This window comes from Photobacterium sp. GJ3, from assembly GCF_018199995.1.
Classification (GTDB): Bacteria; Pseudomonadota; Gammaproteobacteria; order Enterobacterales; family Vibrionaceae; genus Photobacterium.
In genome coordinates this window covers 568450-581505 of record NZ_CP073579.1, presented here as the reverse complement: position 1 = coordinate 581505, position 13056 = coordinate 568450, and the positions used below count along the sequence as shown (strand labels likewise).

The following is a 13056-nucleotide window of genomic DNA, read 5'->3' as shown; positions in this document are numbered from 1 at the left end:
AGTCAGAATTTATGAACGACTGACTCAATCAGACGTTCATTCAAAACAGGCAGGGAATAATTCAGCAAGATCAATTTGATTGGCAGCCAATGCCTCTTTCACGGGCTTGGTCAATTGTTTGATTTTATATTCCAGCTGCATCGCCTTGCGCTTATCCCCAACCCCGGCACTCCAAGCGAGCGTCAAAGGGCCCTTGCCTCTTAAAAATCGGGCCCCTTTTTTACCGGTCTGGTGCTCAGAGTAACGACGGTTCACATCCGTCGTTACTCCACAATATAGGCGATTACAGCGTGTACGTATTAAATAGACAGACCAGATTGGTACAGGATCACGCTGATTCACTTAACTCCCTGATTTTATCTTTCAGTAAGGCGAGCTCTTCTTTCAGAGAATCAACTTCATGTTCAAGGGATGTCAGTCGCTCTTCTGTTTCATCATTGACCGCTGGTGAGACAGCGCTCTCTGATTCAGCGGATAAATGACTGAAGTCTTCGCCGCTGAACAGATGCATATAACGACTGTCGCGTTTCCCCGACTCTCTGGGAAGTTTCAAAACAAAGGGACCTTTGCTGTCTTCTGCCAGTGCAGCCAACGTTTGTTCAGCAGCTTTGACATCCGCAAAATGACACAGACGATTTGTGCGGGTTCTGATTTCACCGGCCGTTTGTGCGCCTCTCAACAACAGAACACACAGTGCGCCTTTTTCCTGCTCCGTAAACTGAAACGTACTGAATTCGGTGTTGCAGAACCGGTGCTGATATTTTGTCACCCGGCTACCGAAACCTGTGACTTCCTGAATCAGGCGCTTCGATTTTAATCCTTCGAGGGTATCCAAAACGGTCGCTTCATCCAGAGACATCACGGGTTCACGGTTACTTTTCTGGTTACAGGCTGTAGTCAGGGAATTTAACGTCAGTGGGTACTGATCTGGGGTGGTGACTTCTTTTTCTAACAAACAGCCAATCACTCTGGCTTCCTGCGAACTAAGAGACATTTCCATACTTTATTATCCTTCTTCTTGTCACTAGAGAGCAGCATGGCGACTGACGGCGCCATGCCGGACCTGAAGAGAGATTAGCATGGTCAGATATTCCGACAAGCGAAAAGTCCATCACCGTATCAAGCCTGGTGAAGGTCTCGCCAATCGGTCGTGAAATCAGGTAAATTCAGCAGCAATGAAGCAATTCCGTCCTTGCCCTTTTGCCTGATACAGAACTTTATCAACAATGGAGTAAATATGCTCCGGTGTTTCCAGTCCGGTCGGATACCAGGACAGCATCCCCTGACTGACCGTCACAAAATCAGATGTCGTGGAACGTGTATGCGGGATTCCGAGCCGCTCAATACATTTTTTCAGCCGTTCACACTCTTTGAGCGCGCGCTCCTGACCGCACTGACTCAACAAAACCACAAACTCCTCGCCACCATAACGAGCCACCAACTCCCCGGCTCGACTGAAATTATCTTTCAGTTCTCTGGCCACCATTTGCAGGCAGCGGTCACCTTCCAAATGACCATAATGATCGTTGTACGGCTTAAAGTGATCAACGTCGATCATAATCACCGTCAGTGCACTGTTACTCCGACCATGGGTCGAGATATATTCCGCCAGCTTAATATCCAGATAACGCCGGTTGGCGATTTTTGTTAATCCGTCTTCATTGACCTGCTCTGACAACTTTTCGTTCGCAATACTCAGTTGCTCCGACGTCGATTTCAGTTGATGACGCATATTTGCAATTCGCTGCATTGCTTTGAGCTTTGAAACCAGCACAATTTTATTCACGGGCTTCACCAGATAATCATCGCCCCCCATATCAATGGCCTCGGCAATCATTTCTGGTTCATCATGACCACTCAAAAAAATAATGGGAACCCATTCCGTATGCTGACGACGAAGTTGCCGGACGACCTCAACACCATCCATATCCGGCATACTGATATCCATTAAAACCAGATCAGGCTCAAAATTTGGGTATCGGTGAATCGCCTCAGCTCCAGAGCCTACCGTTTCGACGACATGACCGAGACGTTGCAATCGCACCGCGAGTTGCAACCTTTCTACCTGTACATCATCGACCAGCAATATTCGCATTGCATCCATTTAGGCATCCTGTTGAATCTATTCCGCATTCTCTCTGACCATTTATAGCACAGAGTCATCATGAAAAAATTATGAGTTACTCAACACAACTCACAACCTCTGTGTTTCACAATCAAGTTCACACAGCTTTGTGCATTTCACAAACACACGGAAAGAAAGCGACCAGATTCTTCTCATTTGAAAAACTCATCTATATTGACATTTAGCACTATGTCATTAGCATTCGCTTCCTTTACGTTTATATCCTTAGGAATTTGTATGTCTGAGATTGAAAAGCAAGACCTTGACCAAGTTGAAACGACTGAGTACACACTGGACGATTGTTCGCCAGAACTGCGTCAGGTTGTTGAATTTGAACAAGTACCAGATGAATTACTCAACATGCTGGTCAATGTATACAAAGTCTCAGAGCCTACATCACGTGAAGCCTGGGATGAGCTGCCAGCCAGTGCCCAGAATGTTCTGGACAATTTTGAGCAGTTCCATGCCTTAGTTGCATTGAGCCAGAGTTATGCCGGTGTTGATTTTCTGGGCGAAATGCAAGAGACCCAACTGCCGGCTCACATGAGTGAAGAAGAGCAAAGTGAATATAAAGCAGTGCTGTTGGACAAAGTTCTGCGTAACTGCGTAAAAGATCTGGGCAAGCAATTGAAGCAAGCGCGTCGCCATCCACCAATGAAGAAAGAGTTTCAGGCTATCTTCAACAAATAATCATCTTTCAGAGGGAGCGATCAGCTCCCTTTTTTTGAGTGATAGTATTCGGATCCGAAGTAAGCCGCGGAATCGAACAATGTTTATTCACAGTTGAGATCACGCATTGTTCACTTATACTGAATGTTTTTGATGGCAGACTTCCAAAGGCCCATGACTTTCCATCTATCTAAACTGGCCAAGCGGCCCCTCCTCCTGCTTCTGGCACTGATTGGCTCCGGTTGTGCAACTTACGCAGGGTTTAACTTTGATCAACTTTACGGAAAGCCCGTCCCGCAGCACCGCATACTCCCGATAGAAACCAGTCAGGCACAACGCTACCTGAGTGAAGTCAAACCTCTGATTGAGAATCGCTGTGTGGTTTGCCACGCCTGTTATGACGCCCCCTGCCAGCTTAAAATGTCATCCGCTGAAGGGATCGATCGCGGCGCCAATAAAGAAAAAGTCTATCAGGGAACCCGTCTGATCGCAGCGAACACAACCCGAATGTTTGCCGATGCCCACAGCACAGAAGTCTGGCGCCAGAAAGGGTTTCAGGCGGTTCTGAACGAACGGATGCAAACGCCGGAAACCAATACGCAACTCAGCGTGCTGGCACGGATGCTGACGTTAAAGCAAAACCACCCGCTTCCCGACCAGAAAATTCTATCCGGGGACTGGGATTTCTCGCTGGATCGGAATCAGCAATGCCCGACCATCGAAGAAATGTCTGCTTATGAACAATCCTACCCACTTTGGGGCATGCCCTACGGTCTGCCGAAACTGGCCGATCAGGAACATCAACTGCTGATGGACTGGGTTGCAGCCGGCGCGCCGATGGCCTCGCAAAATCAGATCCCAGAAAACGCCAAAGCTGAAATCAGCAAATGGGAAAGCTTCCTCAACCATAATGACTTCAAACATCAGCTCACAGCCCGGTATCTGTTCGAACACTGGTTTGTCTCGCATCTGTATTTCCCGGATATACCGACAGAAAACGGACGGACTACCTTTTTCCGGATTGTGCGTTCAAAAACAGCACCGGGACAACCTGTCGATCCAATCGCCACACGCAGACCCTTTGATGATCCTGGTGTCAGCCGGGTGTACTACCGCATTTTACCGGTCCGGGAAACGATCGTTGATAAAACGCATATGCCGTTTTCACTGACCGATGAGCGGCTGGCAAGACTGAAAGCCCATTTCATCACACCGGAATATACAGTCAGCGCATTACCGGGATATCAACCTGAACTGGCTGCAAACCCATTGTTGGCATTTGAACAATTACCGGTGAATGCGCGCTATCGATATATGATCGACAACGCACAACACACCATCATGGGGTTCATCAAAGGCCCTGTATGCCGTGGGCAACTGGCGCTGAATGTCATTCACGACAGGTTCTGGGTTGTTTTCGTGGATCCGGATATGGCTGATCTGCCAAAAGTCGCTGCGTTCTACACATCTCAGGCCAGTCACCTGCGCATGCCGGCAGAAGCTGAAAGCACCACACTTCCCTTACATAATTGGATCAGGTTTTCCAAAGAACAGGGCAAATTCCTGCGGGCCAAGAATGCCTTCATGAATGATACCTTCAAGCATGGAGAGCACCTCACCACAGACTTAATCTGGGATGGTGACGGCTTGAATGACAACGCGGCACTGACAATTTTTCGTCATTTTGACAGTGCAACTGTCACCAAAGGCTTAGTTGGTGAACCCACGAAAACAGCCTGGGTGATCGATTATTCACTGATTGAACGAATCCACTACCTGCTGGTCGCTGGTTTTGATGTGTATGGCAATTTCGGACATCAATTACTGACCCGGATGTATATGGATTTCCTGCGTATGGAAGGTGAATCCAACTTCCTGTCACTGCTCCCCCCGGAAACACGGCGTGCAGAACTGGCAGATTGGTATCAGGATGCCGATCAGCATCTGCAGAAGTTCCTGCAAGGCGATATTAATGACTTTTCCCAGCCCTCAGGGATCGTGTATCAGACGGACAATCCGAAAGCTGAATTGATGCGCATGCTGAAATCGAAGCTGGCCCCCGTTGATCAGGATCTGTCCCGTTACTCACTGGCAAACGTGCAATTGAAAAAAGACAGCATCTACCAACTACAGGCACTGGCGAGAATTCAAGGACGGCAGGCAACACTGTACCCGGAACTCACCTTTATTATGGTGGAACCTGAGGATCCTTCCGTGAAACCGCAGTTGCTGACGCTGCTTCGCAACAGTGCGCATAAAAACATCTCAAGCCTGTTTGCAGAAGAAAAAAACCGACAGCCCTCGAAAGATTCCCTGACGCTGGTTCATGGCCTGATTGGCAGCTACCCGAGCGTTTTCTGGCGAGTCAAAGAGTCTGATCTGCCTGATGTCGTTCAGCAAGCCAAGCGAATTTACAGTGAAGCGGACTATCGTGCGCTGCTGGATAAAGTCGCGGTGCGCCGAACGGCTCCCGAGTTTTGGGCGTTCAGTGATCAACTCAATGCGCTCTTTCGTCAGAACCACCCGATCGAAGGGGGATTACTGGACTACAACAGACTGGAAAATCGCTAATTCGACGCAGAAACCGGCTGAATACAGCCGGTTTTTTTCATCTGCTTCTTCGGGATGATAAACTCAACAGGTCATCCAAAAACAAAAAATTCAGTTCAGACAGGTCATCCCTCCTGCAATCCTCAGGTGACTGTCACTCATCAGAATGAACTGAAATAAGGGCCAAAACGCCCCCATCAAGCAATGTGTAAGAGAATGATATGCAAGGTACTCTGAGTAAAATGCGCGCCTCGCTGGGCGATGTCGTGAATTATCAGCTATTGGTCGGCGAGGAAGCACTCGCGCTGAATCCGCTGATTGGTCAGCCGCTCCAGCTCACGTTCAGTGGCAACATCTACTGTGACGCCTGCGGCCGGAAAACCAAAAAGAGTTATTCTCAGGGACATTGCTTTCCCTGTATGAAGAAGCTGGCCCGCTGTGACATGTGTGTGATGAAGCCGGAAACCTGCCATTATGCACAAGGCACCTGCCGGGAGCCAGAATGGGGTGAAACGCACTGCATGGTGCCCCATTATGTTTATCTATCGAATACATCCGGCCTGAAAGTTGGGATCACCCGGCACACCCAGATTCCAACCCGTTGGATTGATCAGGGCGCCACACAGGCACTCCCAATCCTTAAAGTGAAAAACCGCCACCTTTCCGGGTTGGTCGAAATCGCGCTGGCTGAATTTATTGCTGATAAAACCAATTGGCGGGCCATGCTCAAAGGTGATGCGGAGACTATCGATCTGAAGTCCGAAGCAGCACGCTTACTGCCTGAAATCGAATCCAGATTGCAGGATCTCTTATTGAAATTTGGCGCAGATGCCATCGAACGACTTGATGAAAACATCATTGAAATCAACTATCCGGTCGATCAGTACCCAACAAAAATCGCATCCCATAACTTTGACAAAGATCCTGTGGTCTCTGGTGTATTACTCGGTATCAAAGGGCAATATCTGATTTTTGATACGGGTGTGATTAACATCCGTAAATTCACCAGTTACGAAGTTTCTGTTGTGGTGCCTGATAGCCATCAGTAAAACTCATCAACAATTCAGGCAGCCATATCACGGCTGCCTGAATCTCAAGGCTTTTTATTGGGATTGAGTCGAATCTAGCCGTGTTTTACTGAGTCAGTTTTTGTTTCGGCTGAACATATTCCCGGGTCAGATCGACAATCGCAACATCGCGTGTAAAATCAGTCCCTAACCGAACCTCTTTGCCGTCCACCAACACAAAATCTGTCATATCATTCAGTTCACCAAGTCTGGTTCGAAGCTGAACCACAGCCAATCTGTTTTCTTCACTACCCTGCCAGCGAACAACCGGTAATTCGAATGTTTTACCTCGAGATTGAAACTTCACCCACTCCCGTCCGTCCCGTTCAAACAGTGTTAACGCAGTGACCCCCAGTGTTGATTCCTTTTGATCGAGTTCGACATGTGCACGAACGTATTTTTTCTCCGCGCTCAACCACACCCACTCTTGGCGTCCCAAAATCAGTTTGCCATCTTTTGTTTTCAGCACTGTTTTTTTAAGATAAGCCGGCTGGGGCTTAGGCTTCACTGCCGCAGGTTTGGCTTTCGAGGCAGGTAGCAGCACTGCAACCTGTTCAACCCGTCCGTCTTCCACTGGCGTGGCGACTTCAGGCGGGCTGACTGGTTGGACGATCGACTCGGATTCCAGCGGGATTCCATTCGTATCTGCAACGTCTGGCGTTTGATGACTCTCGGTTGACACACACCCCGTCAATAACAGGGTTAAACACAATAAGCTCTTTTTCTTCATACAGCCGTCACCATCAATTCTGACTCGCAGGTATCATAAACAATTTGAGCATTTGGCTCAAAGTCTCCTTTGTTAACCCTTGGACAATCGCTGGTAAGCTTTCATTTTATGCAGCAAATGCTGCTCATCATACCAGCCAATATTTGAAGCATGCTTCGCATCGTCCCATAAACTGAAATACCATCGTCTGGCCTCATACCCTTCGGCTAAAGGCGACTTAGCAGCATAACGCGACATCAGATCCAGTTCTGGCCGCATATCATTCAAATGAAATAAGTCAAACTCACGATGTTTTACACCGGCATCCGCCGGGTCTAATATCGCCGTGACCCGGTACGTTTCCGGATCAAATAAAACATTGCCCAGATGGCAATCATCATGCACAAAAGAGGGAGCGTCGTTCAGTGGCGAGAGCACTTCAGCACGCGATTCCCATAAACTTTCGTACTGTTGCTTTAATTCAGTTGAGAACGGAGAATTCTGACTTGTCAGATATCTCAGGACTGGAGACATCCAAGCCTCAAAGGCGGGTAATAACTGCACATCATATTGATTCGCCATTAACTCAAAGCCATGATTCTGAGGTTGGTCATGCATTTCAATTAACAAATCTGTCAGGTGCTCAGAAAAAATATCAATGGCTTGTTTTTCCGAAGGTAACTCATAAGCGGGCACCCCCTCCACCCACTCCATCACAATATATTCCTGCCCCTCTTCCTGACCAAAAAATATAACCTCCGGCACTTTACAATCGATCAATAAATTCAAACGCTTTAATGCCTGGATTTCTTTACAAAGCCTTCCCGGTTGGCGACAAAACTTGATGACAACACGTTGTTTATCTGATGAAAGGAAGGCAACCCAGCCATAAAATGTTGATTGTAAATTACAAAAATCAGGACACCTTGAAAAAAGGCTCCGAAACGCCTTCACAGCAATGTGGTTCAATTGTTGTTCTTGCATAGATTTCCTTTCTAACGCCTTGAACGTATCCCACTGTACGACACAAAATAAGGTATACAGGCCCTCCAGACCCACTCGCCTTGAATGTCATCTTGATTCGATGGCTCTACAGTGAAATAAACGAATACATATCCATATTTTTATTCTGCTTTCCAAGTCAGGAAAGCGTAGCAATTCTGTTACAAATGATAAGGACTTCAAAGCCACGCAACTGAACTTCGCGATGCAAGCCCCAAAACAGGAAAGCTGCCAAAAATCCATTCGACATCCTGTGTACTTCACATTGCTTCGATTGCAATCCCAAGTTCATCAGACAATTGCGCTAACTGGGCATCGTCATCTAAATGAACAGACCAGTGAACCCCACTCCCACTGGCTGTAATCAGAACAGGCTGACGAATCAAACGGATATCATCCGTTCTGGCCTGCAAAGTCACTCGGTTTTTTCCCTCAAGCCGAATCACCAACTCATGCTGATTTGCAATCACTCGGCCCTGACTGAAATTCAGGTTCATGATGTCACCTGCTTTTTATGGCGTAATACCGCCATGGTCAGACGGCTGGTGCAAACTAACTGTTCCCGTTCATCGGTGATTGTAATCTGCCAGACCTGTGTCGTTGCCCCCAGATGGACCGGCGTAGCCGTTCCTTTCACAAAACCAGTCCGGACAGCACGCACGTGATTGGCATTGATATCCAGACCAACACAGTATTTTCCCTCATCCACACACATGTTCGCCGCAATTGAACCTAACGTTTCCGCAAGCACGACGGAAGCACCGCCGTGTAACATTCCAAAAGGCTGGTGAGTCCGGGTATCTACTGGCATCATTGCGGTTAAGCTATTGTCATCAAAAGCACAATATTCGATGCCGATGTGTTCAACCAAGGTGTTTTTGGACGACTGATTCAGATCTTTCAGGTCAAATTGTTTTTGCCAGATTGACATTCACGTTCCTTAGCCATTGTTATTCGCCCATCAGCATAGCATCTCTGAATTTGACTGATAAGCAGAGGAGCACATGACATATACTAAAAATACAAAGGAGTGAACAGGATGAGAGCAATGCATACATTTCGCCTGTCCGTAATGATAGCAACAAGCCTTTTTATTGCGGCCTGCAGTAATTCCCCAACAGGCAGACAACAGGTTTTGCTGTTTTCTGAGCAGGATATGTCAACGTTGGGTGCACAGTCCTTCGAACAAATGAAGGAGAAGGAAAAAATCAGCTCAGACAACCAGGTCAACCGTTATGTACAGTGCGTCACGCGGGCTTTGACGGCCCAGTTAGGCCATCAGGATGGTTTTCCCGGATGGGAAGTTGTTGTTTTCGACAGTGAGCAGGTCAATGCCTTTGCGCTGCCGGGCGGTAAGATTGGTGTTTACACGGGGTTACTCGATGTGGCGAAGAATCAGGACCAACTCGCGACTGTGATCGGCCATGAAATTGGGCATGTGTTGGCCAAACACAGCAATGAGCGTCTCTCTCGTTCCCAGTTAGCCAACCTCGGCTTACAGATTTCCAGTGTTGCGCTCGGTGGCACAGAATATCAGGAAATGGCCATGGCCGGATTGGGACTCGGACTTCAATATGGGGTACTCATGCCTTACGGCAGAGCGCAAGAGTCAGAATCGGACATCATCGGTCTGCGTATGATGTCTCAGGCCGGGTTTGATCCGCGCGAGAGTGTTACCTTGTGGCAAAACATGAGTAAAGCGAGCGGTGGAAATCAACCGCCTGAAATCCTGTCAACGCACCCTGCTCATGCAACCCGTATCGATGATCTGCGGGCAGAAATAAATCGTTTACCCCCATCGACTGCCAAGCGCCCGAATTGCCCTGCCCCAGCTCGTTCATAGAAAACATCATGTGCTGAACAAGGCATCCGCTTCACGCAGGATGCCTTGAATGAGAAGTGCTTGTGATTCACACCATCCTGTTTACAGCGTCAGCCAGGCATCCTTTGAAGCCCAGCCAGCCCCTGGGGCATATGCACCACCAAAATTACACCATTGGCTGCTTGGATAAGGCCGACACTGATACCGCTGACCATCTGTTGCCAGGACAATCGTCCCCGGACGATATTGCCCCAGACCATTCGGATAGATGAAGTCATACTGACCACCACCGTTCTGATCCAGTGCCGCAGCCGTCACATGAGCTTCGACTGGCCCTTGAATCTGGTCTGCAAACAGAGTCACAGTGACACCCGCCTGACCCGCAATCCTTGCTCCGAATTCTACCCGGACAGCACAGCTTTGATTCTGAGTTAAAGTCGCCACTGAGCACGTATCTGAAGCAACGACAGCTGCATCAGTCACCCCGGTTGATTTGGCAATTGCTTCATTGATTGAAATCGGAGCCACGCCGGTGTTGGTAAACTTGAATTCATGCTGACGCAATTCTCCCACATGAAAATCAGGCAAAACGACTTGTTTTTCATAGCTCAGTGCGACAGGTGTATCCGTTCCTGAAATCACCGTATCAACCCAATCCCGTAAAGCCGCGATATCCGAGTAAACACCATATTGATTGGGGCGTGCACAGCCAATTCCCCAACTGACAATTCCCAATTGCGTGATTTGCCCGTTTCGTTTCACGATGATCGGGCCGCCACTGTCCCCCTGACATGAATCTTTTTGTCCCTGAGCATACCCGGCACAGAAGTTATCCAGGCCGACATTCTGGTAGCTGCCCCCGCCTTGCTGACAAACCGCGTCACTAACCAGTGGCACGGTGACTTCTTGCAGTATCGTCGGGCTGGTGCCGTTTTCAAATAATCTGCCCACGCCGGCAACCCGTAACTTATCACCAACCGACACATACTGGCTTAAACTACCTGCGGCTATTTCAACTGTTGGGGCAATCACATTTGAGGTGAGTTTCAGCACTGCAATATCATTGGTGAGCGTTGCACGCCGATATTGTGGGTGAATATGAATCTGGCTGATTTCGGCACGAATCCCATCGGTCCCATTAAACTGGTGGGCGCCAATTTTAACCGCTATATCTGAGGGCCGATCATTATCGACACAATGCGCTGCTGTCAGGACATAACCCTCACCTAAATAGCTGGCACCACAAAAAGGCCGATTCCCATTTCTGGAGACTATCTGGGTAAAAAACTGCCAGTCCTGAGCCACGGCATCCGTTCCGCCCACAATACGCGGGCTGTAATTTACATCAATCTCATTCACACCGGTTTCAGCCTGCACCGGCAATGAGGCAAACACTGCAGCCAGTGTCGCTAACGGAAATATTCTCTGTTTCATGATTAATCCTTTAAATCAGTGAGGTTTCAGCGCAGAACTGCGCGCAACTCAAATTGACTGAAATCAGAGAAACATGCCTAACTTTTAATCAATCATGGAATTTATAAGAGAATAAACATGAAAAACCTGGCTCAAAGAATCACCGTTTCATAACGTCGATCGCAAAATCTTAAAACAAACAGGCCTCGTATCAGGAGGCCTGTTTCATCAGAAAATTGCATTGTGTTACTGGCCATCATCCATGGTCATGCCAGGCATAAAGGCTTCCACACGGCGGTTTTGCGCTCGGCCGTCCTCAGTATTATTCGGCGCTATCGGATCACGCTCACCAAAGCCTTTAATCTCAATCCGATCCATACCAATGCTAAAGTATCCGGCAAGGTAACCGGCAACCGCTGCCGCCCGTTCTTCAGAAAGTTTCTGGTTATAGGCCGGCTTACCTGAAGCATCGGTATGCCCAATCACCTGTAACTTACTGTCGGGGTATTTCACAAGACGATCCGCAATGGGTTGTAACCTGTCAATGTCTTCCTGTGTCAGCTGGCTGCTGTCAAAGTCAAATGGCAGTGCCACCCGAATCGGCTGAATCGTTGATGGCGGCAATGGTGCTGGTTCAGGTAGTGGCGCTGCTTCTTCAACAACTGCGGCTGCAGCAGGCGCTCCCCAGTGATACACCAGACTCAAACCATAGAAATGGATATCAGCTTTACCCGGCTCACTACGACCAACCTGATTGTAATATTGGTATTCAAGCCGGGTAGACAAGCTTGGATTCATAAAGAATTCAGCGCCGACACCTGCAGTACCGGAAACACCATCACCATCGGTATCATTCACTGAATTATCGACATTAAAAAAGAAAGCCCCGCCTTTCGCATATAAATCGATCGCATCAGATACAGGCCAGGTCAGCTTCGCAACCAAATCCAATCCATAAGCTTCAAAGCCACCGCTTGCCAAATCATAATCGGCTTCGCCAAGATAGGTATAACCCCCTTCTAAGCCAACTAATGGAGAGAATTGATAACCAAGGAATACACCACCACCCCAGTCATCCTGTCCGAAATTACTTTTCTGACCATCCAATGCACCATCGAAACTATTAAAATGCGTCCCACCGACCCGGGCACCGAAATACCAGAGATTCTCTGTGGCAGCATAGGTTGCACCGGAAAGAAAGATCGCCAACGGAACGAATTTCACTATTTTTATCATGATTATTTCCTTGTTTTCATTTCACCACTACCAACTAAGGGTTTAGACACAGAAGGCCAATTTGACAAGGGAATGAGCAAGTTATCTCGACGCTTTATCTTTTCTAAGACATTTTTTCGACGGAATTAGAATGTTATGAGCTTCCACTGAAATGAACGAGTTATGATCTGTTCAAACCGTCATTCATCGCTATTCATGCAGACAAACAGCACAATGTGCCATTTGTAAACAAACATCTCGGTCGCTCCGTTCGCAAAGACGAAGGACAAAGAATTCACGGGAATTTACAATGTAAATTATTTCTGACAGAAAAATGTACAAACAGTCCTTTGAACACGATTACACGGTTTCAAAGCGTGCCAATGGTGAGTAAAATGCCGGGTACGAGATTTGAAATGATGATGAATTCCCATTGAATATGACTGACGCAAGCAATAAAACCCCCAATAACCATCTTAAAATC

13 protein-coding genes are annotated in these 13056 nt (G+C 47.8%); 4 read left to right on the top strand and 9 right to left on the bottom strand.

The genetic code is table 11. From position 1 onward, the window contains the following. Positions 1–36: 36 nt before the first annotated feature. The 3 genes from KDD30_RS19465 to KDD30_RS19455 form a co-directional block, all read right to left on the bottom strand. Complete coding sequence (locus KDD30_RS19465) at positions 37–342, bottom strand: GIY-YIG nuclease family protein (protein WP_211651630.1); 306 nt, start codon at positions 340–342, stop codon at positions 37–39. Next, on the bottom strand, positions 329–1000 hold the full coding sequence (locus KDD30_RS19460) for a YceH family protein (protein ID WP_211651629.1): 672 nt from the start codon (positions 998–1000) through the stop codon (positions 329–331). The genes KDD30_RS19465 and KDD30_RS19460 overlap by 14 nt, the downstream gene beginning before the upstream one ends. A 156-nt stretch (positions 1001–1156) precedes the next feature. Beyond that, positions 1157–2104, bottom strand: coding sequence for a diguanylate cyclase domain-containing protein (locus KDD30_RS19455; protein WP_211651628.1), 948 nt, complete (start codon positions 2102–2104; stop codon positions 1157–1159). A gap of 258 nt (positions 2105–2362) precedes the next feature. Between KDD30_RS19455 and KDD30_RS19450 the strand changes: the two genes are divergently transcribed. The 3 genes from KDD30_RS19450 (at position 2363) to KDD30_RS19440 (ending at position 6393) form a co-directional block, all read left to right on the top strand. Continuing rightward, complete coding sequence (locus tag KDD30_RS19450; protein ID WP_211651627.1) at positions 2363–2815, top strand: DUF3069 domain-containing protein; 453 nt, start codon at positions 2363–2365, stop codon at positions 2813–2815. Between the two features lie 132 nt (positions 2816–2947). Beyond that, the gene (locus tag KDD30_RS19445; RefSeq protein ID WP_249199427.1) at positions 2948–5365 is read left to right on the top strand and encodes a fatty acid cis/trans isomerase; all 2418 of its coding nucleotides are present in this window, start codon (positions 2948–2950) and stop codon (positions 5363–5365) included. A 200-nt stretch (positions 5366–5565) separates the two neighbouring features. After that, positions 5566–6393, top strand: coding sequence for a DUF2797 domain-containing protein (locus KDD30_RS19440; protein WP_211651626.1), 828 nt, complete (start codon positions 5566–5568; stop codon positions 6391–6393). A gap of 85 nt (positions 6394–6478) precedes the next feature. On the opposite strand, the gene KDD30_RS19435 is transcribed toward KDD30_RS19440, so the two are convergent. From KDD30_RS19435 to KDD30_RS19420, 4 genes are all read right to left on the bottom strand, one after another. Next, a complete protein-coding gene (locus KDD30_RS19435; RefSeq protein ID WP_211651625.1) occupies positions 6479–7141 on the bottom strand; it encodes a RimK/LysX family protein in 663 nt (220 codons plus the stop codon). 72 nt (positions 7142–7213) lie between these two features. Continuing rightward, positions 7214–8104 (bottom strand): phosphotransferase, encoded by an 891-nt coding sequence (locus KDD30_RS19430; RefSeq protein ID WP_211651624.1) that lies wholly within the window; start codon positions 8102–8104, stop codon positions 7214–7216. 278 nt (positions 8105–8382) lie between these two features. Then, entirely contained in the window at positions 8383–8619 is a 237-nt protein-coding gene (locus KDD30_RS19425; protein WP_211651623.1) for a DUF3389 domain-containing protein, read from the bottom strand. After that, complete coding sequence (locus KDD30_RS19420; protein WP_211651622.1) at positions 8616–9053, bottom strand: hotdog fold thioesterase; 438 nt, start codon at positions 9051–9053, stop codon at positions 8616–8618. Before KDD30_RS19420 ends, KDD30_RS19425 begins: the two co-directional genes overlap by 4 nt. A 117-nt stretch (positions 9054–9170) precedes the next feature. On the opposite strand from KDD30_RS19420, the gene KDD30_RS19415 reads away from it, so the two are divergent. Further along, on the top strand, positions 9171–9965 hold the full coding sequence (locus tag KDD30_RS19415) for a M48 family metallopeptidase (RefSeq protein WP_371826120.1): 795 nt from the start codon (positions 9171–9173) through the stop codon (positions 9963–9965). 81 nt (positions 9966–10046) lie between these two features. Here the strand turns inward: KDD30_RS19415 and KDD30_RS19410 are convergent, their stop codons facing one another. Together KDD30_RS19410 and KDD30_RS19405 are read right to left on the bottom strand one after the other, a co-directional pair. After that, positions 10047–11378 (bottom strand): trypsin-like serine protease, encoded by a 1332-nt coding sequence (locus KDD30_RS19410; protein WP_211651620.1) that lies wholly within the window; start codon positions 11376–11378, stop codon positions 10047–10049. 225 nt (positions 11379–11603) lie between these two features. Next, on the bottom strand, positions 11604–12593 hold the full coding sequence (locus KDD30_RS19405) for an OmpA family protein (RefSeq protein ID WP_211651619.1): 990 nt from the start codon (positions 12591–12593) through the stop codon (positions 11604–11606). Positions 12594–13056 lie beyond the last annotated feature (463 nt).

Coding starts and splice junctions, on each gene's coding strand:
- KDD30_RS19460 (WP_211651629.1), bottom strand. CDS start 1,000: ATGGAAATGTCTCTTAGTTCGCAGGAAGCCAGAGTGATTGGCTGTTTG.
- KDD30_RS19455 (WP_211651628.1), bottom strand. CDS start 2,104: ATGGATGCAATGCGAATATTGCTGGTCGATGATGTACAGGTAGAAAGG.
- KDD30_RS19450 (WP_211651627.1), top strand. CDS start 2,363: ATGTCTGAGATTGAAAAGCAAGACCTTGACCAAGTTGAAACGACTGAG.
- KDD30_RS19445 (WP_249199427.1), top strand. CDS start 2,948: ATGGCAGACTTCCAAAGGCCCATGACTTTCCATCTATCTAAACTGGCC.
- KDD30_RS19440 (WP_211651626.1), top strand. CDS start 5,566: ATGCAAGGTACTCTGAGTAAAATGCGCGCCTCGCTGGGCGATGTCGTG.
- KDD30_RS19435 (WP_211651625.1), bottom strand. CDS start 7,141: ATGAAGAAAAAGAGCTTATTGTGTTTAACCCTGTTATTGACGGGGTGT.
- KDD30_RS19430 (WP_211651624.1), bottom strand. CDS start 8,104: ATGCAAGAACAACAATTGAACCACATTGCTGTGAAGGCGTTTCGGAGC.
- KDD30_RS19425 (WP_211651623.1), bottom strand. CDS start 8,619: ATGAACCTGAATTTCAGTCAGGGCCGAGTGATTGCAAATCAGCATGAG.
- KDD30_RS19420 (WP_211651622.1), bottom strand. CDS start 9,053: ATGTCAATCTGGCAAAAACAATTTGACCTGAAAGATCTGAATCAGTCG.
- KDD30_RS19415 (WP_371826120.1), top strand. CDS start 9,171: ATGCATACATTTCGCCTGTCCGTAATGATAGCAACAAGCCTTTTTATT.
- KDD30_RS19410 (WP_211651620.1), bottom strand. CDS start 11,378: ATGAAACAGAGAATATTTCCGTTAGCGACACTGGCTGCAGTGTTTGCC.
- KDD30_RS19405 (WP_211651619.1), bottom strand. CDS start 12,593: ATGATAAAAATAGTGAAATTCGTTCCGTTGGCGATCTTTCTTTCCGGT.